Origin of the sequence: Streptomyces sp. NPDC048825 (genome assembly GCF_043198355.1) — a bacterium.
In the GTDB taxonomy this organism is placed as follows: domain Bacteria; phylum Actinomycetota; class Actinomycetes; order Streptomycetales; family Streptomycetaceae; genus Streptomyces; species Streptomyces xiangluensis.
The window spans coordinates 164,144-187,467 of sequence record NZ_JBICUR010000021.1 but is presented as its reverse complement, the minus strand read 5'-3'; the positions used below and the strand labels follow the sequence as shown (position 1 = coordinate 187,467).

Here is a 23,324-nt window from a genome sequence, read left to right as displayed (position 1 = left end):
GGCGTACACCGCCACGCTCGCGATACCGGCGTCTCGGCACGCCCGGGCGACACGGACAGCGATTTCGCCACGATTGGCGATCAACACCTTGCGCATCGGGAGCCTGGCCGTTGGCAGCTCTCGTAACGCGCGATCACGCGTCATCGCGGTGACCTCCAGGATCCCGCCTGAGGGCAGACCACGCCGTATGCGCGGTCCCATCCCGCCCGGAGGGGACCGGAATCCACCGGTTCCGGCGCGCTCCGGGCGCTGCCGATGAGCACGCCGATCAGTGCCGCGAGATCCTCCGGGTCGGGATCTCCTCGTACGACCGTCAAATGGGGAGCATGTGTCGTCATCGCCATCACACCGGCGGGTTGCCGTGCTTGCGCGACGGCAGATCGGCGTGCTTGGTGCGGAGCATCTCCAGTGAGCGGATGAGGATCGAGCGGGTCTCCGCCGGGTCGATCACGTCGTCCACGAGGCCGCGTTCGGCTGCGTAGTACGGGCCCATCAGCTCGCTCTGGTATTCCTTGATCTTCTGAGTGCGCATCGCGTCCGCGTCGTCGGCGGCGGCGATCTCCTTGCGGAAGATGACGTTCGCGGCGCCCTCGGCGCCCATCACCGCGATTTCGTTCGACGGCCAGGCAAGTGACAGATCGGCGCCGATGGAACGCGAGTCCATGACGATGTACGCGCCGCCATAGGCCTTCCGCAGCACCAGTGAGATACGGGGGACCGTGGCGTTGCAGTAGGCGTAGAGCAGTTTGGCGCCGCGCCGGATGATGCCGTCGTGCTCCTGGCCGACGCCCGGCAGGAAGCCGGGCACGTCCACCAGGGTGACGAGAGGAATGTTGAACGCATCGCAGAACTGGACGAAGCGTGCGGCCTTCTCCGAGGCCTCGATGTCGAGGACCCCGGCCATGCTGCCCGGCTGGTTGGCGACGATGCCGGTGACATGGCCGTCGAGGCGGCTCAGCGTGCAGATGACATTGGCCGCCCAGCGCTCGCTGACCTCGAAGTGCTCGCCGTCGTCGACGATCTCCTCGATCACCTTGCGCATGTCGTAGGAGCGGCTGGGGTCGGCGGGCACGAGATCGATGAGCGTCTCGGTGCTGCGGACCGGCGAGTCCGCCACTGGTGACCTGGGGGGCAGTTCACGGTTGTTGGAGGGCAGCAGGGACAGCAGATAGCGGACCTCTTCGAGGCACTGTTCCTCGTCGTCGTACGCGAAGGCCGCGACACCCGAGGTGCCCGCGTGGACGTCGGCGCCACCGAGTTCGTCCTGGCTCACCCGCTCTCCGGTGACCGCCTGCACCACATCGGGACCCGTGATGAACATCTGCGAGGTGCCGCGCACCATGAAGACGAAGTCGGTCAGTGCCGGGGAGTACGCGGCGCCGCCGGCGCAGGGCCCCAGCATCACGCTGATCTGCGGGATCACCCCGGAGCAGCGGGTGTTGCGGCGGAAGATGCCGCCGTAGCCGGCGAGCGCGGTGACGCCCTCCTGGATGCGGGCGCCCGCTCCGTCGTTCAGCGAGACCAGCGGGGCGCCCGCGGCCTCGGCGAGGTCCATCACTTTCTGGATCTTCTCGGCGTGTGCCTCGCCGAGTGCGCCTCCGAACACCCGGAAGTCGTGCGCGTACAAGAAGACCGTGCGGCCGTGCACCGTGCCCCAGCCGGTGATCACGCCGTCGGAGTACGGGCGGCGCTGCTCCATGCCGAAGCCGGTCGCCCGGTGCCGGCGGAGTGCCTCGATTTCGGTGAACGAGCCCTCGTCGAGGAGCAGTTCGATCCTCTCGTGCGCCGTCAGCTTGCCCTTGGCGTGCTGGCGTTCGGTTGCGGCCGGGTCAGGGCCCTGCCTGACCAGGTCCTTGAGCTCGGTGAGTTCGTCCAGCCAGGTGCCCAGGTCCCGCACCGGAGCATCGGTCGCGGAATCCTCATCGGTCGACGAGACGATGTGCATCCCCGTGTCCCCCTTCATGCCGCGGCGCCGGGCCGGGCGGGCTCATGGCCGGCGAGTGCGATGGTCCTGGCGAGCCTGCGTGCGTCGTTCGTCGTGTTGACCGGCACGTCGGGCGCGATCCGCCGGCACAGACCGGAGAGCACATTGCCCGGCCCCACTTCGACGAACCTGCCGGCCCCGGCAGCGGTCAGCGTGCGCACGGCGCCGGTCCAGCGGACCCGGCCCGCGAGCTGGCGCCGCAGGCAGCCACGTATGTCATCGGCCGGGCCGACCAGGTCTGCGGTGACCCCCGAAACCACCGGCACCCGCGGAGCGCGCAGCTCGGTCCTGGCGAGTTCGGCGGCGAACTCCTCCTCGATTCCGGCCATCAGGCTGGAATGGAAGGGCGCACCCACCTCCAGGACGACCGCCCTGACGGCGCCGGCGTCCCGTGCGTCGCTGCAGACGCGCTCCACCGCGCTGTCCTGCCCGGACACGACGGCCTGTCCCGGCTCGTTGTCGTTGGCCACCTCGACGATCTGGCCGGTCTCGGCGGCGGCTCGTGCGCAAAGAGCCTCGACGGTGGCCAAGTCGAGGCCGATGACCGCTGCCATGCGGCCGGGCACCTCGGCGTTGACCTCGGCCATGAGCTCGCCCCTGCGGCGCACCAGACGCAGTGCGTCGGTCCAGTCGAGTACGCCCGCGCTCACCAGGGCCGTGTACTCGCCGAGGCTGTGGCCCGCGACGAGATCGGGCTCGATGCCCTGCTCGCGCAGGACGTCCAGTGTGGCCATGCTGGTCAGGAACACGGCGGGCTGGGTGACGGACGTGTCACGCAGCATCTCTTCGGGGCCTTCCCAGCAGAGCCGGGACAGCGGAAGGCCGAGGATCTCGTCCGCCGTCCGGTAGTACGTGTCCAGCAAGTCCGGCCGCTGCTCCAGCAGATGGAGGCCCATGCCCACCCGCTGTGACCCCTGGCCGGGGAAGACGAATGCGGTCTTTCCCATGACGGCGCACCCCTTTCAAGGGAATCGGTTCATGCGTCGGACGCTAGGCAGCCGGCAGGAGACAGGTCGGCGCAATGGCCAGAAACTGACAGGAGACGTGAATTCCGGGGTGGTGTGGCCGACTTGAATGTCATGTTGCTGCGTTCAAGCCACTGGAATGTCAGCCGGCCTGCTGTTCCTGGCTGCGTTCGCTGCGCAGCAGTCCCGCTTCGGCGGCGAACACGCCTGCCTGGAAACGAGAGTTTGCACCGAGGAGGCGCATGATCTCCGCCACATGCCGGCGGTAGGTACGTACGGACATCGACAGCTCACGGGCGGCGACTTCGTCGATGTAGCCCTCACGCAGGCAGATAAGGATTTCTTGGGGGAACTCGTGGCGAATTCGGTCCAGTGACAACGGAACCGCACGTTTCCAAGCACCGGCGAACAGTGCGTTGAAGGCCTGGACCACGGCCGGTGCGCGCACGTGCGCGGCGTGCGAGGTGCCTTCCTTCACGTGTCGCGTCAATACGGTGCGTCCGTCGATGATGACAGCCCCGTGCAGCAGTGCGTCGGTGATGCGGATCTCCAGGTCGTGCCGCCGTCGTTTGAGATCGAGCAGAGCGAACTGCTCGGCTGTGGACTGGGATCCGAGCATGCGGATACGGACACCGCCGGGCACGCTCTTCGGCGCCCGGGAGAGTACGAAGGTCGGCAGTCCGGCCCCGGAACGGTCCGAGGGCAGGACGACGTCCACGCGGCGTTCGGCCCGGCCCAGCTGATCGGCCAGCGCACGAAGTGCCGTATGGGAATCCTCGGTGGTGGTGAGCAGCGAGCCGCTTTCCGCCGAGGCGAGTTGGTTCTTCGGGAAGACCGAATCGATGAGCGAGCGTATCTCCAGAAGCGCGATTTCCGCCTCGCCGCTGGAATGTGGCGTGAATTCCGTTTGATTAGACACTTTGCGTCCACCCCCGTGGCACGGAACGGCGATCGGGGCCCCGACCAGGGCCCCTATCGCTCAATCCCTACTGCTGATCCGACGTAAAGCTACGATCACAACTTCAGTCGTACCCAACAGTACAGTGGCGCAAAGTTGACAGTCAACGCACTTCATTTCAGTGAGGGTTGAACTATTTGCCCGACGGAAATGTGAGGGTTCGTCAACTCCGCCGGAAATCGGCGAAGACACCGCCCCGGACCTTGATGAAAGGGCTTGCTCTGACGCGACCCGCGCGGCGATCGCCCCGAGCTCCGAAGTTCTCTCATGGGGAATGGTTCGAGAATTAACGTGGTGTTTCCCACAACCGGAGGGGGCCAGGGACGTGCGCCCCCGCCGGCGAGGTGCTGCTCAGCGCTTGCTCGCGGCAATCGCGACCGCCCCGCCGAGCAGGCCGAGGGCCACGCACAGTGGCGAGTACAGCGCGTTGTTCCACCGCTGGAATTCGCTGGTGGCGTCCGAGTTGAGCAGGAAGCCACCAACGCCCCGGCCGAGCAGGACCAGGGCCAGGCCGTAGACGCCCAGTGTGCGCAGCCAGCCGGGGCCGATCGCCGGGAAGGTCTCGTTGACCATAAGGATGAGCGCGGCGCCCGCGATCAACGCGAGACCGACGAGGGCGGACAGCGCCGGCGGGGGCATCTCTCCGCTGTCACTGCCCACGACCGTCCTGGTGAAGGACACCTTGTCGTCCAGAGGCCAGGGCGAGAACGCCCAGATCAAGTGAAGGCCGCCGATCGCCACCAGCGCGACGGTCAGGGCCGCCGGGACCACGGTGCGGATCACAGTCGTCACAGGACGATCCCACCGTCGATCTGGACCACCGAACCGGTGATGTACGCGGCCCGGTCCGAGGACAGATACGAGACCAGATCGGCGACTTCGTCGGCGGAGCCCATCCGGCCGAGCGGCACGCCCGAGACCATCTGCTTCGAGTACTCCGGGTCCAGCCCCGCCACCATGTCCGTCTCGATGAAGCCGGGTGCGACGGCGTTGACCCGGATCCCGTACCGCCCGACCTCCTTGGACAGCGACTTGGTGAAGCCGATGATCCCGGCCTTGGTGGCTGCGTAGTTCGTCTGCGAGGCGATGCCATAGACGCCCGCCACCGAGGAGAGCGTGACGATCGAGCCGGAGCGGCGCTTGAGCATGTCGAAGACGACGGCGCGGCAGACGTTGTAGGTACCGGTGAGATTGACGTCGACGACTTCGTCCCACTGCTCGTCGGTCATCAGGAGCAGCGGGTTGTCCCGTACGATCCCGGCCGAAGTGACCAGTACGTCAATGGGGTTGAGCTGCTCGTTGACCTGCTTGACGAGGTCGCGTACCGAATCCGCGGATGCCACGTCGGCCCGTAGCGCGAGAATCCGGGTGCCGTGGCGGGAGGCCTCCTTGCGTACCTCGTCGGCCGCCGCGGACTGCGAGGAGTAGCAGAAGGCGACGTCGTAACCGTCCTGGGCGAGGCGCAGCACACAGGCGCGGCCGATGCCCCGGGAGCCTCCTGTGACCAGGGCCACCTTGGGGGTCTGTTCAGACATGGGTCAGCTCTCCTTCGGTGGTGTTGTCCCCGTCAGCGGCCAGTTCGCCGCCCGGACGCATGGTGATGACGATCGAGCCGACGGTCAGCAGCGGCGCACCGTCCAGGAGGCTCTCGCCCTCGAAGATCAGCGTGGTGCCGACGCTGCGGACATGGCGTACCCGGTGCTCGACCAGGCTCCCCGGGAGCGCCCGGCCGTGGACCTGGATGCCGCTGATCGAGCCGAAGAGCATGACCAGGTCCGCGAGTTCCTCGGGGCCGGCCTGCTCCCAGAGCGCGAGCACACCGGCGGCCTGGCACCAGGACTCCACCAGGAGGGCGACCGGATAAGCGTGGTCGTCCTCGGTGGCGTCGTCGGGGAGCTGCGCGTACCAGGGCTCGTTCGCAGTGATCGCCTTGATCGCCGTGAGGCTCACCCCCGGTTCGACGGTGGTGACCCGGTCGACGAGCAGCATCGGATAGCGGTGCGGCAGCGTCTCCTTGAGCCGGTCGATGCCGATCACGATGCCTCGTGCCGTGCTGTTCACGGCGCCTTCCGCGGTGCTGTTCACGACGCCTCCCGCAGTTCATAGCCAAGGCGGACCTGGGCGGTTCTGCCCCGGGCGGTGGACAGGGCAGCGTGTGCCTTCCAGGCACCGGCCTTGAGCTTCCACTCCAGTTCGACGGTCACCTCGTCATCCGGGAAGACAGGGCTGAGGAAGCGCACCGACTCCACGGCGGTGAGTACCGGCTGCCCCTCCTCGGCGGGCGGGTTCGCCAGTGCCGCGTGGTGGACGGTCTCGACCAGGCAGACCCCGGGGAAGATCGGGAAGTCGGGGTAGTGGCCGCGGAAGACCTGCTCGTCCGCGCCCACGGTCAGCCGGGTGGTGGCCCCGGTGGGACGGCGCTCAAGGGTCTGGACGGTGCGGTTCAGGGGAGTGGCGAATGCCACGGACATGATGGGCTCAACTCCTTTCATGCGATGGGTGGTTGATGGCGGTGACGCGATCCGCGGTCATCGCGAGCCGGGCACCACGTGGGCGACCGAGACATTGCCCTGCGCAGCGACCCCGATCACGAGCTGCTCGACGAAGGCCTCCCGCAGCAGGGCCGCGACCTGCACGGCCGGCCCCAGGCAGCCGGCACCGGCCGAGGCCCTGATCGCTCCCTCGCCCAGCGCGGCCTCGACCGTGCCGGTGACGGCGTCGTCCCCGCCGATCAGCCACACCTGGGGACTCCTGCGGGTCAGGCCGAGGGCCGCGAAGGCGGCGCCGAGCAGCCGCTCGGCCTGCTCCCGGCCCCCGGGCGAGTCCGCCACCGGCGGCGGCAGCAGGAAGCTGCGCACCTGCACCCGGCCATGGGCCCGGCCGCCGCGTGCCGCGACCTCCTCGGCCCGCTCGACGACCAGGGTCACGGCCCCGTCCTCGCTGCCGGCGGAGCCGGGCTCGGACCAGTCGAGCGGGGACTCGGCGGCGCCGGTGAGCAGCCAGCGTGCCCGTCCGGCGCGCAGTGCCCGTACGCCGTGCTGCACGGCTTCGAGGCCCGCCACCCGGGGGCTGTGCACGCCGAGGCTGAAGCCCTTGAGGCCGTGCTCCATGGCGACCCGGGAGCCGACCAGGTTCACCGAGAAGTACGGCACCGTGGCCGGGCTGAGCAGGGTCGAGTCGCCCTCGATCACCGTGCGGTCGAACTCGCCCTGCAGCTCGGACATGCCGTTGTTGGTGCCGACGGTGATCGCCCGACGGTCCTCGGGAACGTCCGCGAGCTCCGCGCCCGTGTCGGTGAGCGCCCGTGCGGTGGCGGCGAGGAGGTACTGGCTGGCCCTGGGAAGGTACTTGTAGCCGCGGCCGAGCTCGGCGCGGTGGTCGAACCAGCCCTTGGTGCGCTTCCCCTCGGGGTCCAGGGCGGTCTCGGTGACCACGCCGATGCCGGTCACCACCAGATCAGCATCAGCGGTCATCGCGGTTCACCCCGCAGCAGAAGGGACATGTTGTTGCCGCCGAAGGCATACGAGTTGACCATCGCGGTCCGGCCGGCCGGGGTGGCGGAGGAGACGGGGACATGTACCGGGCAGTCCGGGTCGGGTGTGGCGACCGGCAGGTTCGGTGCGAGGAAGCCGTAGTGCAGAAAGAGCGCGGCGGCGACCGTGCCCAGGCCGCCGGACGCTCCGCCGGTGTGCCCGATCAGCGCCTTGAGGCTGTAGAGAGGCAGTCGGCGGGTCCGCTCACCGAAGATCTCGTACATGGCCTGGGTTTCGACGAGGTCGTTGAGCTTGGTGCCGGTGGCGTGCGGGACGACGAAGTCGACGTCGTCGGGGGTGGTGTCCGCCTCGGCCAGCGCGTCCCGCATCGCCCGCACGATCTGTGTGCCGTCCGGGTCGAGTCCGGTCGCGTGGTATGCCTCGCAGCTCCACCCGGATCCGGTCAGCGTCGCGTACACCCGGGCGCCGCGGGCCCGCGCGGTCTCGGCGCGTTCCAGTACGACCGCGCCCGCGCCCTCGCCGAGCACGGTGCCGCCCCGGGTCGCGTCGAAGGGCCGGCAGCTGACCGGATCGAGCGCGCCGACCTGGTTGAAGGCGGCGTGCGCGACCCGGGAGTACGTCTCGAAGCCCCCGACCACGACGGCGTCGGCCTCGTCGGCGCGGATCATGTCCGCGCCGATGGCCATCGAATAGCCGCTGCCCGAGCAGGCGTTGCTCAGCGTGCTGGCGGCGCCGTCCGTGCCGAGATGGCGGGCGACGACGGACGCGGTGGAGAACACCGGTGTCCAGGAGTCGTCCGCCGGGAAGCTCTTGCTACCGCGCCACTGCTCGATGACGTACGCGTCGGCGATGGAGGTCCCCATCACGACAGAGGTACGGCCGTCGGCGAGCACGTCGAGGCCGGCGTCGGCCACCGCTTCGCGGGCGACGCTCAGTGCCGCCCGGGTGGCGTCGCCGACCGCGAAGCCGTCGACGGTGGCCGGCTCCGGGGGCAGTGCGCCCTCGGGCAGGAAGTAGAAGTCCCTGATGGGGACGTGGGCCAGGGGGTCCGGGGTCTGGGCCGCGACCGGCTCGGTGGGGTCGAGCAGCCCTTGCCAGAAGCTGTCCACCCCCGCGCCGAGGTGGCACAGGGCGCCCAGACCGGTGATGACGACTTCGGTCACCGTCTGTTCTCCCTCTCGAAGTGGCTCTGTGTTCATGGGGCGTTGAGGTGCGCGGCTACAGGAAGAAGATCCGGTCGTAGTCGGGCCAGCAGGCCGCGAACTCGCCCGCCGCCACGCACTCGACCCCGTCGATCAGGCGGGCCGCGCTGAGCCCCAGGGCCGCGAGGTCCTCGCTCTCCACCCGGATCCCGACGCCCAGATCGCGCAGCCTCAGCAGATCGGCGCGCGGCGCGTCGAGGGTGTCCACCGGGCGCTTTCCCACCAGGAGCGGTTCGGGCGCCGGGGCATTCACCGCGTACGTCACGGCCTCGCCGCGCAGCAGCAGGTCGAGGCCGAGCTGCCGGTGGATCTCGATGCCGAGGAAGAGCGCGTCGAAGTAGGCGACCTCGACCGCTCCCCGGTACGCACGCTCCACGATCGCCAGTGAGGCCATCAGGCCACCCCCATGAACAGCGTCTTGGTGGCGGCGTGGACATGGCCACCGAAGGTGTGCGGCGCCCGCATACGCACCTCGGGGATGTGCCCGGTGGCGCCCCGGTGCTCGCTGCAGGCCCGGCAGCCGAACCAGTGCAGCCGGCCGGGGAAGGCGTCCAGGAGTTCCCGGATCAGTACGACAGTGGTCGGGTACTGCGTATAGCGGTCGAGCAGATTGGCCGGCTTGGTCTCGCCGAGCGCCTCCTGGCTGAGCATGGTGCTGTAGCCGCAGGCCCAGACCTGGACGCTGGCGCCGCGTTCCAGGAGCGCCTGGAGCAGCCGGAACACCGAGGTGGTGAGCTCCCCGGTGTGCGGAGGGCCCATCACGACGAGCAGGACGTCCGTCTGCGGGGTGCGCGACATCAGTGCCACACCACCCTGGTGCCGGGGGCCAGCAGCTCGCCCGCCACCTCGTCCATCCCGATCAGCCGGGCCTGCCCGGGCAGTTGGGCCGCCTTGAGACCGCGCTGGGTCAGCGAGTACCGGTCGACCCACAGTTCGGCCCCGTACGACAGGATCTCGGTCAGTCCGGGCCGCGCTCCGGGCAGTGCGGCCGTGACGCCCTCCTGGACCAGCACCAACCGGACGGGATGGCCGGACCGTGCCAGGGTCGCCGCGTCGTCGAAGAACCGGGCGCCGGCCGGGCCGGAGGCGGGTCCGGACGACTCGATCAGCACGAAGTCGAGCACGGGGTCACTCGCCCCGCAGGGCCGTCAGGACGTGCTCGTCGAAGGGGACGAGGGCCCAGTCCTTGCGGTCGGAGAACACCGCGTAGCCGTGCACGATGGTGCCGGTGGCGGTGGGAACGAGCTTGCCGTCGCGGATGACGTAGCAGTCCAGCCGCGAGGTGTAGGTGAGGTCCTTGAAGACGTCCTCGACGGTGAAGACGATGTGCAGCTCCTCCTCCATCAGCGCCTCGTCCAGGAAGCGGATCGAGGAGCGCGGTACCACGGGAATCCACTTGCGCTCGTCGAGGAGGGTCTTGATGGAGATGCCGCGATGGGCGACGAAGCGGTCCTTGGCCTCCTCCATCAGCCGCAGATAGCCGGACATCTGCAGGCGCTCGTTGTTGTGGCAGTACGGGTAGGAAACCCGCCAGCGCCAGGCGATGGCATTGCCGCCCTCGACGAGTTCCTTGAGCAGCGGGTCGGTCCGGTGGGTGGCGGTCAGGCCGAGATCGGCGCTCGGGACGAGTTCGGCGTCCCGCACCGGCGCGGCGGTCGCGATCCGCTCGACGGCGTACGGGGCCAGCTCGGCCGGGACGGAATCGGCGGGGTCGACATAGCGCTCACGGCGCAGGGCGACCCGCACCTTGGCGGTGACGTCCTTGTTCTTCCCGTCCTTGGAGAGGGAGACCGCGAAGGTCAGCGAGGTGCCGTCGCCGGTGGGGCGGACCGTGGCGATGGCCGTCTCGTCCAGGTGGAAGGCGTTGAGGATACGGGTGTCCAGTTCGGCGAGCTCCAGGCCGAGACCGTATTCCTGGAACAGGGTGCGCGAGGGCAGTCCCGCGGCGCGGAAATGCGCGAGTACGGCCTCCTCGACCATGTAGTTGACGTGCTTGAAGCCGATCCAGGTGTTGATGTTGTTGCCCTCGTAGCGGGGGCGCACCTCGGTGTCGGTGGTCGTGCCGGTGAGTGCGGTCAGCTTTTCCGTAAGTGACGTGAATGGCATGTGAATTGCCCGTTCCTTTTCCTGGTCCAGGGCTCTGCGGACGGAAGGAAACGTAGGGCCAACTTCGAGTTCTGCCTGGGGTCTTGACAGCTTCCTGCAGGGCGTGCCCGGCGTTCTGCACCAGGGCGTTTCAGGTTCCTGCCGGTTCTGAGTTCCGAGGGATTCCCCGGCCTAATGTCCTCCCGGAAACACGGGGTTTGTGTAGACGGGGAGTTGTTCACGGTGACTGAGATCGCCATAACCGGCCTTGGTGTGGTCTGCCGGCTGGGCCGGGGCGTCGAGACGTTCTGGGCGGGGGTACGGGCCGGCGCCACCGCCGTCGCCGACCGGGTGCCCGACCCGGATCTGAAGGTTCCGCTGCCGCTGTACTACCTGGTGCCCGGTCCGGCCTCGGACACGGCGCCCGCGACCCGTTACACCGTGGACGCCGGTCTTGAGGCGTGCGCCGATGCCGGGCTCGGTTCCGTGCCCGGGGCCCGTATCGCCGTGGTGATGGGGTCGAGCGTCGGTGATGCCCGGCAGGTCGAGCTGGCCCGGGCGGGGCAGGTGCCGCCGGTGGCGGACGCCTCGCCGCCGTTCGTGCTGGCCTCGGCTCTCGCCGCCCGTATCGGTGCCGGGGCCGGGGCGGTCAATCTGAGCAACGCCTGTGCGGGCAGCGGATACGCCATCGCGATCGGCGCGGAGATGATCCGCACGGGCGAGGCCGATGTGGTGGTCGCGGGCGGGGCCGAGGCCTACTCACGCGTGACCGTCGCCGCCTTCAACCAGATGGGCGCTCTCGCCCCCGACCGGCTGCGGCCCTTCGCCCGGGACCGGGCCGGCGTGGTGCTCGGCGAGGGCGCCGGCGCCGTCGTACTGGAATCCGCCGCCCATGCGAGGGCGCGCGGCGCCCGGATGTACGCGAGGCTCGCCGGCACCGGCTGGAGCTGCGACGCCGCCCATCCCACCGCGCCCGACCCCACCGGCGCCCAGGCGGGCCGTGCGATGCGGGCGGCTCTCGAGGAGGCCGGGGCCGGGCCCGGCGACGTCACGCTGATCGTGCCGCATGCGACCGGGACCAGGCTCAACGACAGCACCGAGGCCGCCGCAATGGGCGCCGTCTTCGGTACGCGGCTCGACACGATCGTGCTGCACAACCTCAAGGCGGTCGTCGGCCATCTGGCGGGCGGCGCCGGGGTGTTGGGCGCGGTCCTCGCGGCCCTGTGCTTCCACCGCGGCACGGTGCCCGGCAATCCGGCGACGGCCGCGATGGACCCCGAGTGCCCGGTGCACCTGCCCACCGAGGCCACCGAACTGCGCTGCGGGGTCGCGCTGGTGAACGCCTACGCCTTCGGCGGCAACAACATCTCCCTGGCCCTGACCGGAGCACCCTCATGACCCAGGACTTCGTCATATCGGCCTTCGGCACCGTCACCCCACCGGGGCCCGGACTGACCGGCTGGTTCGACCAGCGGGCCGAACTCGGCCGCGGCTACCGCCATCTGCCGCCGTCCGCCCAGTACCTGCTGGCCGCGGTCAAGCGGGCACTGGCCCAGGAGGGCATCGGCGTAGCACTGCTCGCCGTCCCCGAGGAGCGGCGCGCGGTCGCGGTCGGCACCAACCATGCCGTGGCCGGCATGCACGCGGAGATCGACCAGGCCACGGTCGCCGGTGAGGCCCGCCTCCTCTCGCCGACCGCCGCCCCGTACTTCTCGCCGAACCTCATAGCGAGCCGGATCGCGATGGAGCACGCGCTCAAGGGCTTCAGCCTGGCCGTGCACACACCGCGGACGGCCGGCCTCGAGGCGCTCCAGGCCGGGCTGCGCGCGCTCAGGTCGGGGCGCGCGGACTGGCTGCTCGCCGGGGCGACCGAGGCCGTGCCACCGGAGTCGGACAAGGCGGCGGTGACCGTCCGAGGTGCGGCCGAGGAAGGTGCGCTCGCCCTGGTCGTCGAGCCCGCACAGGCGGTACGGGCCGGGGGCCGCCGGGCACTGGGGCGGGTCGACGTGAGCTCGGTCTTCGTGCCGCCGGGCCAGGCCGAATTTCCGGAGGACGTACGGGCGGCACTGGGCGTGCTGCTCGAAGGGCTCTCGTACGGGGCCGGGCCCCAAGTCCGTCTGACAGGTGACGGTTCCCCGGTCGCCCGAGCGGTCGAAGCCGCACTCGACGCCCCCACGGAGCCCGCCGGCGCGGGATCCCTGCGCCCCCTCCAGGCCATCGCCGAAGCGCTGGCCCACGCCACAGCACCGCAGATCGTCGTCACCGCAACCGCCACGGGCAATGTCTCCGCCGCCCTCGTCACCCCCTCAACACCCCAGTGAAGGAGAGCACTTCATGGCAACACAAGAAGAAGTAGCGGCACCCGACGGCGAATCCGCCGCCTCGGCCCGCGGCTGGACGCTGGGCGTGGTCTGCATCGCCACGTTCATGCTCATGCTCGACCTCACCGTCGTCAACGTGGCCCTGCCCGACATGCGGGTCTCGCTGGACGCCGACTTCTCCGAGCTGCAGTGGGTCCTCGACTCGTACGCGCTGACGCTGGCCGCGTTCCTGCTCACCGGCGGCTCGCTCGCCGACCGGCTGGGCCGCAAGCGCGTCTTCAACATCGGCTTCGTCGTCTTCACCCTGGCCTCGCTCTGGTGCGGTCTCTCGCAGAGCATCCTGCAGCTCAACCTCGCCCGTGGGCTGCAAGGTGTGGGCGCCGCGATCCTTTTCGCGGTCGGTCCCGCGCTGATCGGCCATGAGTACCGGGGCAAGGACCGCGGCCGGGCCTTCGGGATCTTCGGTGGTGTCGTCGGCCTGGCGATCGCCTTCGGCCCGCTGATCGGCGGCGCGCTCACCGACGCGCTGAACTGGCGCTGGATCTTCCTGGTGAACGTGCCGATCGGCGCCGCGGCCATGATCATCGGGGCACTGCGCATCCGCGAGTCCCGCAACCCGGACAGCCACCCCATCGACTGGGCGGGCCTGGTGGTCTTCTCCAGCGCGCTCGGCCTGCTGGTGACCGGCTTCCTGCGGGGGCACGCGGAGGGCTGGAGCAGCGCGCCCATCGTCTCGATGTTCGTCGGTTCGGGCGTGCTCCTGGTGCTGTTCGTCGTCATCGAGCGCCGTCGCGGCTCGGCGGCCATGCTCGACCTGTCGATGTTCCGCATCCCCACGTTCAACGGGATGTCCGCGGCCACTCTGCTGTGGAACTCCACCGTCCTGAGCGCCATCTTCCTGCAGATCTCCTATCTGCAGAACGTGCTGGGCTTCAGCCCGCTGGAGACCGGTGTGCGCTTCCTGCCCATGACGCTGACGCTGTTCGTGGTCGCGGGAGTCACCGGCCTGCTGACTGCACGGGTGTCGCCGAAGCTGCTCGCGGTGCTCTCGGGCACCCTGATGGCGACCGGCCTGGGCCTGGTCACCCTGGTGCGGGACGACAGCGAGTGGACCGTGCTGCTGCCCAGCATGCTCGTGGCCGGTGTCGGCATGGGCATCTACCAGCCGCTGCGGGCCGCGCTCTCGGTCGGCATGGTGGAGCCGGAGAAGGCCGGCATGTCCTCCGGGATCGCCGAGACCTTCCAGCAGGTCGGCGTCGCCCTGGGCATCGCCGTGTTCGGCGCGGTCTTCCAGAGCAGGGTCGCCGACTCCTTTGCCGCGTCGTCCGTCGCGGGCGAACTGGGCCCGAGGGCCGACCAGTTCGGGGACGCGGTGGCCACGGGTGCCGTCGGCGAGATGGCCGGGGCCCTGCCGCCGGACATCACTGTGAAGGTCACCGAGGCGGCACAGTCCGCCTTCGTCGACGGCCTGCACGACGTACTGATCGCGTCCTCGGCCGTGACCGCCGTGGGCGCCGTCATCGCGCTGCTGTGCATCCGCTCCAAGGACCTGCACGAGAGCGCGCGGGGCGACCATCTCACCGACCTCGACGCCGAGTTCCGCGATCTGCCGGAGCTGGGTCTGTCACCGAACGCAAAGGACTGACCGACCGTGCCCATCATCACCACGCGCCAGACGACCGGGGAGTCCCCCGGCCGGCTCTGGGCCTCGCTGCTCGACTGCGCGTCCATCCCGTCGTACGTCCCCGAGGTCGCCGAGGCCGAGATCCTCCACCAGGACGGCGACCGGCGGACCACCCGCTGGGTCGTGCTGCTGGGGCCTGTGGCGGAAGTGGCGTCTGCCGGGCCGCGCCTGGAATGGGTGGAGGAGGACTCCATCGACCACGAGCGGCACCGGGTCGAGTTCCGCCAGACCGAAGGCCCGCTCTCTCGCTGCACGGGCCACTGGCAGATCGGCACGGACGGCCCGCTCACCACCGTCGAGCTGCACATCGACTTCAAGATCGGCATCCCGCTGATGGACGCCATGCTCGGCCCGATCGCCGAGCGCACGCTGCGCGGCTTCACCGAGTCCGCGCTGGCCCGGATCGGCGAACGCACCACCTCGGGCCCGGCCGGCATCGCACCGAGGAGCACCGCATGAAGATCCTTCTGACCGGATCCGGTGGCGTGGTGGGCAGCGAAGTCCTCGCGCAGCTGGCCGAGTTCGGGGAGAAGACCGAGGTCACCGCCGTGACGCGGCGTCCCTCGCGTCCTGAGGAGACCGGCTGGGTACTGGGCGCCGAGCCCGCCCCCGACGAGCTGCGGCAGCACTGGGATGTGGTGATCCACAGCGCCGCCTCCACCCGGTGGACGATGACCAAGGACGAGGCGATCGCCGCCAATGTCCGCACCACCGAGGCCGTCCTCGAACTCGCCGACGCCGACACCCACGTCGTCCACATCTCGACGGCGTACGTCGACGGACAGGAGGGGGCCGCCCGGGATCCGGAGTACGGCCAGTACCGCAACGGCTACGAGTGGTCCAAGGCCGAGTCCGAGAACGTCGTACGGACCCGGCATCCGGGACCGCTGACCATCGTGCGGCCTCCGCTGGTCTTCGGCCGCAGCACGGATGGCGCGATAGCCCGCCTCTCGGGCCCGTACGCGATGGTGCAGTCCCTGGTCTCGGGCCTGGCACCGGCGCTGGTCGGTGATCCGGACGGCTTCATCGAGATCTCACCCGTGGACCAGGTGGCGGAGGTCATCGTGGCCGCCGCACTCGGGGTGCCGCCGGCCGGGCAGGTCGTGGAGACGATCGCCGCGGGCGAGGGCTGTCTGCGGGTCTCGGACATGGTCGCGGTCATCACCCGGACCATCAACGAATGGCGGGACGAGCGGGGAATCGCGCCGATCCCGCTCGCCCCCGTCATCCCCGCCGCCCACTGGCACGGCTTCTTCCTTCCGCTGTCGAAGCCGCACCTCTCGGACGTCCAGCAGCGGGCGGTCGAACTGCTCAGCATGTTCGAGAGCTACACCAGCATCCCGGCCCCCTTCAAGCCGACGCGGAAGGTCCTCGACCCGGCCGGCCTGCTGGCCCATTCGGTCCGCTGGTGGGCCGATACGAAGCCCCGGCACGCGAAGCGCCTGCCGGAACCCTGGAATCTCATCGCGGCATGAGCCGCATCCCCAGCCTCACGCCTGATATCCCACACCTGACATAAGGAAGCAGAAATGACCACTGCCACGCTCGAAAAGGAATCCCTGCGCGCGCTCGTCGCCGACGCCCTCGACGTCGAGATCGAGGACGTCACCGATGACGCCCGCTATGTCGACGACCTCGGTGTCGATTCGCTCATGGGCCTGGAAATCATGGTCCAGCTGGAGAAGAAGTTCGGCGTCAAGATTTCCGAGAAGGAATTCGGCGAGATCACCAACTTCGGCCAGACCTACAGCCTGCTCCTCGGGAAAGTCACGGGATGAGCGGCCATGAACGGTGCCGGTCGGTCCGTACCCCCTACACGGTGGTACGGGCCGACGGCGCCGCCGGGACCTGCGCGGTCGAGCTCCCGCTCGATCCCGCCGAGCCCGTGTTCAACGGCCACTACCGGGGCTTTCCGATCTTCGCCGGGGTCTTCCTCGTCGAGACGGCCCATCTGGCCGCGCTCGGCCGGCCGCCCGTCGGCGCCCCCGGACTGCGCCTGGCCGGACTGGAATCGTCCCGCTTCCTGCACCCCGCCTACCCGGGCGACACCCTGACCTTCTCGCTCCGCTGGACGCAGGACGCGGCGGGGTGGGTGTGCCGGGTGACCGCCGCCACCGAGCGGGACCCGGTGGCGAGGATCCGGCTGCGGTACGAGGACGCCGGCGCCGTGTCCCCCCTCGCACCGCCCGAGTTCTCCGGTCCACTGGAACTCCCCACGGGCCTGGGCCCCTTGTCCCTGCCCGAGCTGATGGCCCGCATCCCGCACCGGGACGAGATGCTGCTGATCGACCGGGTGCTGTCCTTCACCCCCGGTGAGCAGGTCACCGCCGAGAAGGCGGTCACCTACGGCGAACCCTGGTACCGGCACCTCGACGCCAAGGTGAAGGACCCAGCCGCGTACGCCTATCCCATCGGCCCGCTGATGGAGTCCTTCAACCAGGCCGCAGCCGTCCTCGCCACGGCCGACAAGGCCAACACGGATGTGCTCGCCGAAGAGGTCCTGATGCTGGGCAGCTACACCCGACTGGCCTTCGGGCCCCCGGTGTTCCCGGGCGACACGCTCGAACACGCCGTCCGGCTGGCCCGCACGATCGACGACATCCAGATCTTCGAGGGCACCACGCGGGTGCGCGGCGAACTGGTCCTCACGGTGAGCCAGGCCGTGCTGGCCCGCCGCCCCGCCGACCGCCTGCGGCAGGCCTGAGCAATTCACTGACAACTTCCTGCCGCTGCCGGGCCGATTCCCTGTGCGGCGGTCAAGAATCAAGTCACGGAAAGCGATACGCGCATCGAATCCCAAGCACATTCCTTTCCCAAGCACATTTCTTCCCAAGGAGATAAAGCGTGTCCACCGAGCTTGCCGAGCGCACCGAAAGCATCAAGGAAATCGTCTGCGACATCCTCGAAATAGAGGAGGACGAGGTCACACGGACCAGCCTGTTCAAGGAGGACCACAACGCGGACTCGCTGCGCGCGATCGAGATTCTCGCCGCCCTGGAGAAGCAGTTCAACGTGGTCATCAACCAGAGCGAACTGCCCCGCATGGTGAACATCGAGGGCGTCTACCAGGTCGTGGCCGAGGCCGCCGGCTGGTAGGGCCTGCCCGGATCCGGGTGAGGACCAACGACTGTGTATCGGAAGGGTGGCATGTCAGCACAGCACGCAGCACAGCGAGCCATCGGGCCGGCCGGGGAAGAGGCACGCCACCGGGTCGTCCTCACCGGATTCGGTGTGGTCTCCAGCATCGGCCTCGGCGTCACCGAGTTCCTGCGGGGGCTGAGGGAGGGCCACAGCGGGGCCAAGCCCATCACCGTGTTCGACACGGAGGGGTTCTCGCACTCGACCGGATGCGAGGTCACCGGGTTCGACCCCGCGCAGTGGGTCACGGAGCTCGAACTGGACCAGCTGGGGCGGGCCACGCAGTTCTCGGTGGCCGCCGCCCGCATGGCTCTGGAGGACTCGGGCCTCGACCTCGGCCGGCTCCGTCAGCGGCGCGGTCTGATCTCCATCGGCACCACCGACGGGGAGTCCTACGATCTCGACCACCTCGTCGAGGCCGAGATCACCGAAGGGGCCGAGCGGATGGACCCGGTGGCCGTACGGCGGGTCCCCGCGGGACGGCTCTCGGTGGCCATCGCCCAGGAGCTGGGCCTCAGCGATGTGGAGGCGGTGACCGTCCCCACCGCCTGCGCGGCCGGCAACTACGCCATCGGCTACGGCTTCGACGCCGTCGCCTCCGGTGAGGCCGAGTTCGCGTTCTGCGGCGGCGCGGACGCCATGTGCCGCAAGACGTTCACCGGCTTCTACCGGCTCGGCACCATCGCCCCGGACCGCTGCCAGCCCTTCGACGTCGACCGCAAGGGCATCCTGACGGGCGAGGGCGCCGGCGTCCTCGTACTGGAGCGGCTGGACTCCGCCCTCGCCCGTGGGGCGCACATATATGCCGAGGTGCTGGGATACGGCCTCAACTGCGACGCGTACCACCAGGTGGCCCCCAACCGGGCGAGCGTCGCCCGCGTCATGGAGCGCGCTCTGGAGAACTCCGGCGTCAAGCCGGAACAGGTCGACCTCATCTCCGCGCACGGCACCGGCACGAAGGCCAATGACGTCACCGAAGTGGGCGCCATCCGCCAGGTGTTCGGGGACACCCCGCCGCGCACCGTGTCGGTGAAGTCGATGCTCGGGCACAGCATGGGTGCGGCCAGTGCGCTCGGGGCGATCGGCTGCGCGCTCGCCATCGACAACCGCTTCGTACCGCCCACCATCAACCACGTCACCAGCGATCCGGAGTGCCACGTCGACTGCGTGCCCAACCAGGCGGTCGAGGCCGATCTGAGGGTCGTCCAGAACAACGGGCTCGCCTTCGGCGGAAACAACGCGGTGCTGCTCCTCGGCCGTTACGACGCCGCCGCCGACCCCGTACAGACCGACCCCGCACAAGTGAAGGAGGACGCGCTGTGCTGAGTCAGTCCATCACCGGCGTCGGCGCCACAGCGAGCACGGGCAGGGGAATCGACGATCTCTTCGAGAACCTGTGCGCCGGCGTCACCGGCCACGCCCTGCTGCGCGGCTTCGACCGGGCCAACTTCCGTGCCCAGTACGCCTACGAGGTCGACAACCGGCCGGCCGTCGGCGTCGATGTCCCGGCCCGTGCCACGGCTCTGCTGCTTGACGCGGTCGGCCAGGCGGCCAAGGACGCCGGCCTCGGCGAGGATCTCCGCGGCATCCCGGTACTTGTCGGCACGGGACTGCGCGAGCTGCGCTCCCTGGAACTGTGGTGGCGCGGCGAAGCCGAACTCACCGAGCACGGGCTGCACTTCGGGCCTGCCCTGCGGGAGCGGTTCGGCGCCGAGCAGACGTACACCTTCTCCAATGCCTGCTCCGCCTCGCTGTACGCACTGGCCCTCGGCTCGGATCTGCTGGCGGGGCCGGACGGCCCCGACACCGTCATCGTGGCCGGTGTCGACGTGCTCACCGAGAGCATGTACGGACTGCTCGAGCGGGTCCACCCGGTGGCGCCCGAGCGGGTCAGGCCCTTCGACCGCCACCGCACCGGTGTGCTCATGGGCGACGGCGCCGCCGCCGTCGTCCTCCGTAGAGAGGACACCGGGAACGACGGTCAGCAGGTGCACGGACGGCTGCGCGGCGTCTCGGTCAACTGCGACGCCTTCCACGCCACCGCGCCCTCTCCCGAAGGCATCGCCCAGGCGATGAGGCAGGCGTACACGGCCGCGGAGATCGATCCCGGGCACATCGATCTGGTGATGCTGCACGGCACCGGCACGCTCCTCAACGACGAGGCCGAGGCCATCGCGCTCGCCGAGGTGCTCGGTCCCGACGCGGACAAGCCGCTGATGACCGCCATCAAGTCGATGACCGGGCACACCTCCGGCGGCTCGGGCCTGCTCAATCTGGTGGTCGGCCTGCGGGCCATGGACCAGGGGCGGATACCGCCCACGGTCGGCCTGGACGACCCGGTGGACGAGGCGGCCGCCTTCCGCTTCGTGACCGGCTCCGAGCGCCGGGCCGAGCTGGAGACCATGCAGTTGAACGCCTTCGGCTTCGGCGGCATCAACGCGGTCGCGATCGTGGAGGCAGCCCGATGAGCACTGTGCACACCCTCACCGCGGGAGGCGCGATCGTCATCACCGGCGTCAGCGTCCTGGTCCCCGGCGCCGACACCCCTGCGGCGCTCGCCGCGGGACCCGGGGCCGTCGGACAGCCCGTCGCGCCGGAGGTGCTGGTCGGCAAGAAGGGCCTGCGCTACAAGGACCGGGCCACCCAGCTCGCGTACTGCCTGGCCTCCGGCGCCCTGATGGACACAGGTCTGCTCGACGAGGACGGGCTGACCGTGCCGGGGACGAGCATCGGTGTCGTCGCCAGTTCCAACTTCGGCAATCTGGACACCGTGACCGGCGCCCTGGACACCATCAGGGCCCAGACGGTCTCGGCCACCTCACCGATGGACCTGCCGAACGCGTCCAGCAATGTCATCGCCTCCTCGGTGGCGATCAGGTTCGGCCTGCGCGGCCCCAACCTGATGGTCTGCAACGGCGCCACCTCGGGCCTCGACGCCATGCACTGGGCCGCCACCATGATCCGCTCGGGCCGGGTCGACCGCGTCCTGGTGATCGGCGTGGAGCCGGACAACGACGCGGTACGGCGCCTCCTCGGTGACGGTCGCACGGGCGTGGACGGCGGGGCCGCCGTCGTGGTCGAGCGCGCCGAGGCCGCCCGGAACCGGTCGGCCGACGTCCGCGCCGTCTACGGCGGCTATGCGATGACCGACGGCGTGCGCTCCTGTGTCGCGGACCTCGGTGGCACGGACGGCCCGGCGCCGGTCCGCTGGCAGATCCCGCAGGACGCCGCCGGCGCTCTGCCCGACGATCTGCTCCACGGCGTGCCGCGGGACGGCTTCGGTCCCGGACTCGGCCAGGCGTCCGGCGCGCTGGGCGTACTGCAGTGCGCGGCGGCGACCGGATGGTTCGACGAGGGCGGTACGGGCCCTGTGTACGCGGTGGCCGGCGCGGGCCTGCGCGGCGCCACCTCCGGTGTGTCTCTGCTCGCTCCTACGGGGAGCCCACGGTGATGCGTCCCCCCGCTCCGTCGGCTCCCGTCGTGCTGCGGCGGCACCCCGGTGCCGCCGCAGCAGGCGCCCCCAAGGTCCTGTTCCTGCACGGTCTCGCCGGCACCGACACCGTGTGGGACGAGACCGCGCGGCAGCTCTCCCCCGACCACGAGGTCTGGTCCGCCGGACTCCCCTGGCGCGGCCAGGGCGTCACCGGCTGGGGCCGGACCGCGGACCTCGCCCCGTGGGTCGAGGAGGCGCTGGTCTCCGTACCGGGCCCGGTGGATGTCGTGGTCGCGCACTCGATGTCGTCCAATGTGCTGCTCGAACTGCTCGACCGGTCCGGCCGCGTGGACGGCGACCCGTTCAGCCGTTTCGGCATCCGCGCCCTCGTCCTCGTCTCGCCCTTCTACCGGGGCACGGCCGAGGAGTTCGACTGGGGGACCATCACCCACTACCTCAACGACTTCCATCTGATCCTGCAGGAGGGCATCCGGGCCCACTCCGGCGGCCGGGTGTCGGCGGAGACCGAAGTCGCCATGGCGGAACGGGTCAGGGAGTGGATCGGCCCGTACGGCTGGATCCGGTTCTTCGACCTGTTCCTGCGCACACCCGAGCTGCGGACGGCCCGCATCGCCGTCCCCTGCCTGGTCATCGGCGGTACACACGACATCGCCACGCCGGCGGAGCACGCCGTCGCGCTGGCCGCCGCACTGCCCGACGCACGACTGCGGGTGCTCGGGCGCAGCGGGCACTTCCCGATGGTGGACGAGCCGGCTGCCTTCGGCACCGAGCTGAGGGCCTTCCTCGGTTCCGTACTGACGCCTCCGCCCGTTCTGCAAGCAACCCTCACCACAGAAACGTGACGATCATGAGTGCTACCGCAATGGTCGGCCGCCGCCCGGTCATCACCGCCTGGTCCGCCGTCTCGCCGTTCGGCGTCGGCCGGGCCGCGTTCACCGAGGGCATCCGGGAGCGCCGCGACACCACGGCGCCGCTCGGCCCTTCGTACGACAAGACCCCGGAGCCGACCGCCTGCCTGGTGCCCGGCTTCGACATCCGCGCGGCACTCGGCCGCAAGGGCACCCGTTCCATGGACCGGGTCACCGGTCTCACGGTCACCGCGGTCGGTGCGCTGCTCGGCGAGAGCGAGCGCAATCAGCGGGTGGGCACCGGAGAGGGCGCGGCCTTCGCCCTGGGCACCACCACCGGCAGCGCGCAGAGCATGATGGACTTCACCCGTGACTCGCTCACCGGTGAGCAGCCGTTCTTCGTCGACCCCGCACAGTTCCCCAACACGGTGATGAACTGCGCCAGCGGCCAGAGCGCGATCTGGTACCAGCTCAAGGGCCCGAACACCACGATCGCGGGCGGCCGGGCCGCCGGCCTGCACGCCCTCAACTACGCGCGCAGGCTGCTGGCATCGGGCCATGCGGAGAGTGTGCTGTGCGGCACGGCCGAGGAGTTCTCGCCGGCCCGCGCCTGGCTGGAGCACCACACCGCATCAGCCGACTCCTCCGATTCCGCCGATTTCACGCCCCTCGGCGAAGGCAGCTCCATGCTGCTCATCGAACCCGCCGGAGCCGGCGACCAGCCGGTGCTCGCCGAGATCCTCGCCGTCGAACTGGGCGTCATTCTGGGCGAGGACGTGCGCGCCGCCCTCTCCTCCTGTCTGCGCCGCGCCCTCGCCCAGGCCCCGATGAACCCGGAGCAGATCGTGGCGATCGCCCGCTCCTGCAGCTCCGGCCGGGCAGGGACCGAGGAGCTCCTCGCCATCGCGGACGTCCTCGGCGAGACCGGGGCCGTCGACCTCGCCCCCCACGAGCTGATCGGGGACACCGGAGCGGCCGCCGCCGGCTTCCAGACGGCGTCCCTGCTCGCGTACGCCGAGACGCACCCGTCCGACGAGCAGCACCTGTCCGCGGCCACCGGCCGGATCGGCCTGATCACCTCCGTGGACCGTACGGGCTCGGTCGGCTGCGCCCTGCTTCGCCTGCGCTGAAACCAACTCCGCGCCGAACCGGCTGCCCTGAACCGACTCCGCGCCGAACCACCTCTTCAAG

28 protein-coding genes are annotated in these 23,324 nt (G+C 70.0%); 13 read left to right on the top strand and 15 right to left on the bottom strand.

Annotation, left to right across the window (positions count from 1 at the left end; translation table 11 throughout):
• From ACGFNK_RS38330 to ACGFNK_RS38260, 15 genes are all read right to left on the bottom strand, one after another.
• On the bottom strand, positions 1-96 hold a 96-nt coding region (locus ACGFNK_RS38330), incomplete at its 3' end, for a biotin carboxylase N-terminal domain-containing protein (protein ID WP_279617129.1).
• Between the two features lie 44 nt (positions 97-140).
• Positions 141-338, bottom strand: a complete 198-nt coding sequence (locus ACGFNK_RS38325) for an acyl-CoA carboxylase subunit epsilon (RefSeq protein WP_393423584.1) — start codon at positions 336-338, stop codon at positions 141-143.
• A 5-nt stretch (positions 339-343) separates the two neighbouring features.
• A complete protein-coding gene (locus ACGFNK_RS38320; RefSeq protein WP_393423582.1) occupies positions 344-1,945 on the bottom strand; it encodes an acyl-CoA carboxylase subunit beta in 1,602 nt (533 codons plus the stop codon).
• Positions 1,946-1,959: 14 nt separating this feature from the next.
• Positions 1,960-2,931 (bottom strand): ACP S-malonyltransferase, encoded by a 972-nt coding sequence (fabD, locus tag ACGFNK_RS38315; RefSeq protein ID WP_393423580.1) that lies wholly within the window; start codon positions 2,929-2,931, stop codon positions 1,960-1,962.
• 160 nt (positions 2,932-3,091) lie between these two features.
• Positions 3,092-3,868: a LuxR family transcriptional regulator gene (locus ACGFNK_RS38310; protein ID WP_393423578.1), complete on the bottom strand. Its 777-nt coding sequence runs from the start codon at positions 3,866-3,868 to the stop codon at positions 3,092-3,094.
• Between the two features lie 390 nt (positions 3,869-4,258).
• A complete protein-coding gene (locus ACGFNK_RS38305) occupies positions 4,259-4,699 on the bottom strand; it encodes a DUF3995 domain-containing protein (RefSeq protein ID WP_393423576.1) in 441 nt (146 codons plus the stop codon).
• Positions 4,696-5,442, bottom strand: a complete 747-nt coding sequence (gene fabG, locus ACGFNK_RS38300; protein ID WP_393423574.1) for a 3-oxoacyl-[acyl-carrier-protein] reductase — start codon at positions 5,440-5,442, stop codon at positions 4,696-4,698. The genes ACGFNK_RS38305 and fabG overlap by 4 nt, the downstream gene beginning before the upstream one ends.
• Positions 5,435-5,992: a 3-hydroxyacyl-ACP dehydratase FabZ family protein gene (locus tag ACGFNK_RS38295; protein ID WP_393423572.1), complete on the bottom strand. Its 558-nt coding sequence runs from the start codon at positions 5,990-5,992 to the stop codon at positions 5,435-5,437. The genes fabG and ACGFNK_RS38295 overlap by 8 nt, the downstream gene beginning before the upstream one ends.
• Positions 5,989-6,378, bottom strand: a complete 390-nt coding sequence (locus ACGFNK_RS38290) for a 3-hydroxyacyl-ACP dehydratase FabZ family protein (protein ID WP_393423570.1) — start codon at positions 6,376-6,378, stop codon at positions 5,989-5,991. The genes ACGFNK_RS38295 and ACGFNK_RS38290 overlap by 4 nt, the downstream gene beginning before the upstream one ends.
• Before the next feature lie 57 nt (positions 6,379-6,435).
• Complete coding sequence (locus tag ACGFNK_RS38285) at positions 6,436-7,380, bottom strand: beta-ketoacyl synthase N-terminal-like domain-containing protein (protein ID WP_393423568.1); 945 nt, start codon at positions 7,378-7,380, stop codon at positions 6,436-6,438.
• Complete coding sequence (locus tag ACGFNK_RS38280) at positions 7,377-8,564, bottom strand: beta-ketoacyl-[acyl-carrier-protein] synthase family protein (RefSeq protein ID WP_386344725.1); 1,188 nt, start codon at positions 8,562-8,564, stop codon at positions 7,377-7,379. The genes ACGFNK_RS38285 and ACGFNK_RS38280 overlap by 4 nt, the downstream gene beginning before the upstream one ends.
• Before the next feature lie 55 nt (positions 8,565-8,619).
• Entirely contained in the window at positions 8,620-8,997 is a 378-nt protein-coding gene (locus tag ACGFNK_RS38275) for a hypothetical protein (protein ID WP_393423566.1), read from the bottom strand.
• On the bottom strand, positions 8,997-9,401 hold the full coding sequence (locus ACGFNK_RS38270; RefSeq protein WP_393423564.1) for a hypothetical protein: 405 nt from the start codon (positions 9,399-9,401) through the stop codon (positions 8,997-8,999). The genes ACGFNK_RS38275 and ACGFNK_RS38270 overlap by 1 nt, the downstream gene beginning before the upstream one ends.
• Entirely contained in the window at positions 9,401-9,727 is a 327-nt protein-coding gene (locus ACGFNK_RS38265) for a DsrE family protein (protein ID WP_393423562.1), read from the bottom strand. The genes ACGFNK_RS38270 and ACGFNK_RS38265 overlap by 1 nt, the downstream gene beginning before the upstream one ends.
• A gap of 4 nt (positions 9,728-9,731) precedes the next feature.
• On the bottom strand, positions 9,732-10,709 hold the full coding sequence (locus ACGFNK_RS38260; protein WP_393423560.1) for a thioesterase family protein: 978 nt from the start codon (positions 10,707-10,709) through the stop codon (positions 9,732-9,734).
• A 222-nt stretch (positions 10,710-10,931) separates the two neighbouring features.
• On the opposite strand from ACGFNK_RS38260, the gene ACGFNK_RS38255 reads away from it, so the two are divergent.
• From ACGFNK_RS38255 to ACGFNK_RS38195, 13 genes are all read left to right on the top strand, one after another.
• Positions 10,932-12,086 carry a beta-ketoacyl-[acyl-carrier-protein] synthase family protein gene (locus ACGFNK_RS38255; RefSeq protein WP_393423558.1) on the top strand — a complete coding sequence of 385 codons (1,155 nt, stop codon included), beginning with the start codon at positions 10,932-10,934 and terminating at the stop codon, positions 12,084-12,086.
• Positions 12,083-13,009, top strand: coding sequence for a beta-ketoacyl synthase N-terminal-like domain-containing protein (locus ACGFNK_RS38250; RefSeq protein ID WP_393423556.1), 927 nt, complete (start codon positions 12,083-12,085; stop codon positions 13,007-13,009). The genes ACGFNK_RS38255 and ACGFNK_RS38250 overlap by 4 nt, the downstream gene beginning before the upstream one ends.
• Before the next feature lie 13 nt (positions 13,010-13,022).
• Positions 13,023-14,654 (top strand): MFS transporter, encoded by a 1,632-nt coding sequence (locus ACGFNK_RS38245; RefSeq protein ID WP_393423554.1) that lies wholly within the window; start codon positions 13,023-13,025, stop codon positions 14,652-14,654.
• Between the two features lie 6 nt (positions 14,655-14,660).
• Positions 14,661-15,152 (top strand): type II toxin-antitoxin system RatA family toxin, encoded by a 492-nt coding sequence (locus ACGFNK_RS38240; RefSeq protein WP_393423552.1) that lies wholly within the window; start codon positions 14,661-14,663, stop codon positions 15,150-15,152.
• Entirely contained in the window at positions 15,149-16,168 is a 1,020-nt protein-coding gene (locus ACGFNK_RS38235) for an SDR family oxidoreductase (protein ID WP_393423550.1), read from the top strand. The genes ACGFNK_RS38240 and ACGFNK_RS38235 overlap by 4 nt, the downstream gene beginning before the upstream one ends.
• A 54-nt stretch (positions 16,169-16,222) precedes the next feature.
• Positions 16,223-16,471, top strand: coding sequence for an acyl carrier protein (locus ACGFNK_RS38230; RefSeq protein ID WP_165264778.1), 249 nt, complete (start codon positions 16,223-16,225; stop codon positions 16,469-16,471).
• Positions 16,468-17,397 carry a hypothetical protein gene (locus ACGFNK_RS38225; protein WP_393423548.1) on the top strand — a complete coding sequence of 310 codons (930 nt, stop codon included), beginning with the start codon at positions 16,468-16,470 and terminating at the stop codon, positions 17,395-17,397. Before ACGFNK_RS38230 ends, ACGFNK_RS38225 begins: the two co-directional genes overlap by 4 nt.
• Positions 17,398-17,537: 140 nt before the next feature.
• Positions 17,538-17,789, top strand: a complete 252-nt coding sequence (locus ACGFNK_RS38220; RefSeq protein WP_165264779.1) for an acyl carrier protein — start codon at positions 17,538-17,540, stop codon at positions 17,787-17,789.
• A gap of 51 nt (positions 17,790-17,840) precedes the next feature.
• A complete protein-coding gene (locus tag ACGFNK_RS38215; RefSeq protein WP_393423546.1) occupies positions 17,841-19,157 on the top strand; it encodes a beta-ketoacyl-[acyl-carrier-protein] synthase family protein in 1,317 nt (438 codons plus the stop codon).
• On the top strand, positions 19,151-20,299 hold the full coding sequence (locus ACGFNK_RS38210) for a beta-ketoacyl-[acyl-carrier-protein] synthase family protein (protein ID WP_386344747.1): 1,149 nt from the start codon (positions 19,151-19,153) through the stop codon (positions 20,297-20,299). The genes ACGFNK_RS38215 and ACGFNK_RS38210 overlap by 7 nt, the downstream gene beginning before the upstream one ends.
• On the top strand, positions 20,296-21,282 hold the full coding sequence (locus ACGFNK_RS38205; RefSeq protein ID WP_393423543.1) for a beta-ketoacyl synthase N-terminal-like domain-containing protein: 987 nt from the start codon (positions 20,296-20,298) through the stop codon (positions 21,280-21,282). Before ACGFNK_RS38210 ends, ACGFNK_RS38205 begins: the two co-directional genes overlap by 4 nt.
• Positions 21,282-22,127, top strand: coding sequence for an alpha/beta fold hydrolase (locus tag ACGFNK_RS38200; RefSeq protein ID WP_393423541.1), 846 nt, complete (start codon positions 21,282-21,284; stop codon positions 22,125-22,127). The genes ACGFNK_RS38205 and ACGFNK_RS38200 overlap by 1 nt, the downstream gene beginning before the upstream one ends.
• A 5-nt stretch (positions 22,128-22,132) precedes the next feature.
• Complete coding sequence (locus tag ACGFNK_RS38195; RefSeq protein ID WP_393423539.1) at positions 22,133-23,263, top strand: beta-ketoacyl synthase N-terminal-like domain-containing protein; 1,131 nt, start codon at positions 22,133-22,135, stop codon at positions 23,261-23,263.
• The last annotated feature ends 61 nt before the right edge of the window (positions 23,264-23,324 follow it).

Coding starts and splice junctions, on each gene's coding strand:
- ACGFNK_RS38325 (WP_393423584.1), bottom strand. CDS start 338: ATGACGACACATGCTCCCCATTTGACGGTCGTACGAGGAGATCCCGAC.
- ACGFNK_RS38320 (WP_393423582.1), bottom strand. CDS start 1,945: ATGCACATCGTCTCGTCGACCGATGAGGATTCCGCGACCGATGCTCCG.
- fabD (WP_393423580.1), bottom strand. CDS start 2,931: ATGGGAAAGACCGCATTCGTCTTCCCCGGCCAGGGGTCACAGCGGGTG.
- fabG (WP_393423574.1), bottom strand. CDS start 5,442: ATGTCTGAACAGACCCCCAAGGTGGCCCTGGTCACAGGAGGCTCCCGG.
- ACGFNK_RS38290 (WP_393423570.1), bottom strand. CDS start 6,378: ATGTCCGTGGCATTCGCCACTCCCCTGAACCGCACCGTCCAGACCCTT.
- ACGFNK_RS38285 (WP_393423568.1), bottom strand. CDS start 7,380: ATGACCGCTGATGCTGATCTGGTGGTGACCGGCATCGGCGTGGTCACC.
- ACGFNK_RS38275 (WP_393423566.1), bottom strand. CDS start 8,997: ATGGCCTCACTGGCGATCGTGGAGCGTGCGTACCGGGGAGCGGTCGAG.
- ACGFNK_RS38270 (WP_393423564.1), bottom strand. CDS start 9,401: ATGTCGCGCACCCCGCAGACGGACGTCCTGCTCGTCGTGATGGGCCCT.
- ACGFNK_RS38260 (WP_393423560.1), bottom strand. CDS start 10,709: ATGCCATTCACGTCACTTACGGAAAAGCTGACCGCACTCACCGGCACG.
- ACGFNK_RS38250 (WP_393423556.1), top strand. CDS start 12,083: ATGACCCAGGACTTCGTCATATCGGCCTTCGGCACCGTCACCCCACCG.
- ACGFNK_RS38245 (WP_393423554.1), top strand. CDS start 13,023: ATGGCAACACAAGAAGAAGTAGCGGCACCCGACGGCGAATCCGCCGCC.
- ACGFNK_RS38235 (WP_393423550.1), top strand. CDS start 15,149: ATGAAGATCCTTCTGACCGGATCCGGTGGCGTGGTGGGCAGCGAAGTC.
- ACGFNK_RS38230 (WP_165264778.1), top strand. CDS start 16,223: ATGACCACTGCCACGCTCGAAAAGGAATCCCTGCGCGCGCTCGTCGCC.
- ACGFNK_RS38225 (WP_393423548.1), top strand. CDS start 16,468: ATGAGCGGCCATGAACGGTGCCGGTCGGTCCGTACCCCCTACACGGTG.
- ACGFNK_RS38215 (WP_393423546.1), top strand. CDS start 17,841: ATGTCAGCACAGCACGCAGCACAGCGAGCCATCGGGCCGGCCGGGGAA.
- ACGFNK_RS38205 (WP_393423543.1), top strand. CDS start 20,296: ATGAGCACTGTGCACACCCTCACCGCGGGAGGCGCGATCGTCATCACC.
- ACGFNK_RS38200 (WP_393423541.1), top strand. CDS start 21,282: ATGCGTCCCCCCGCTCCGTCGGCTCCCGTCGTGCTGCGGCGGCACCCC.
- ACGFNK_RS38195 (WP_393423539.1), top strand. CDS start 22,133: ATGAGTGCTACCGCAATGGTCGGCCGCCGCCCGGTCATCACCGCCTGG.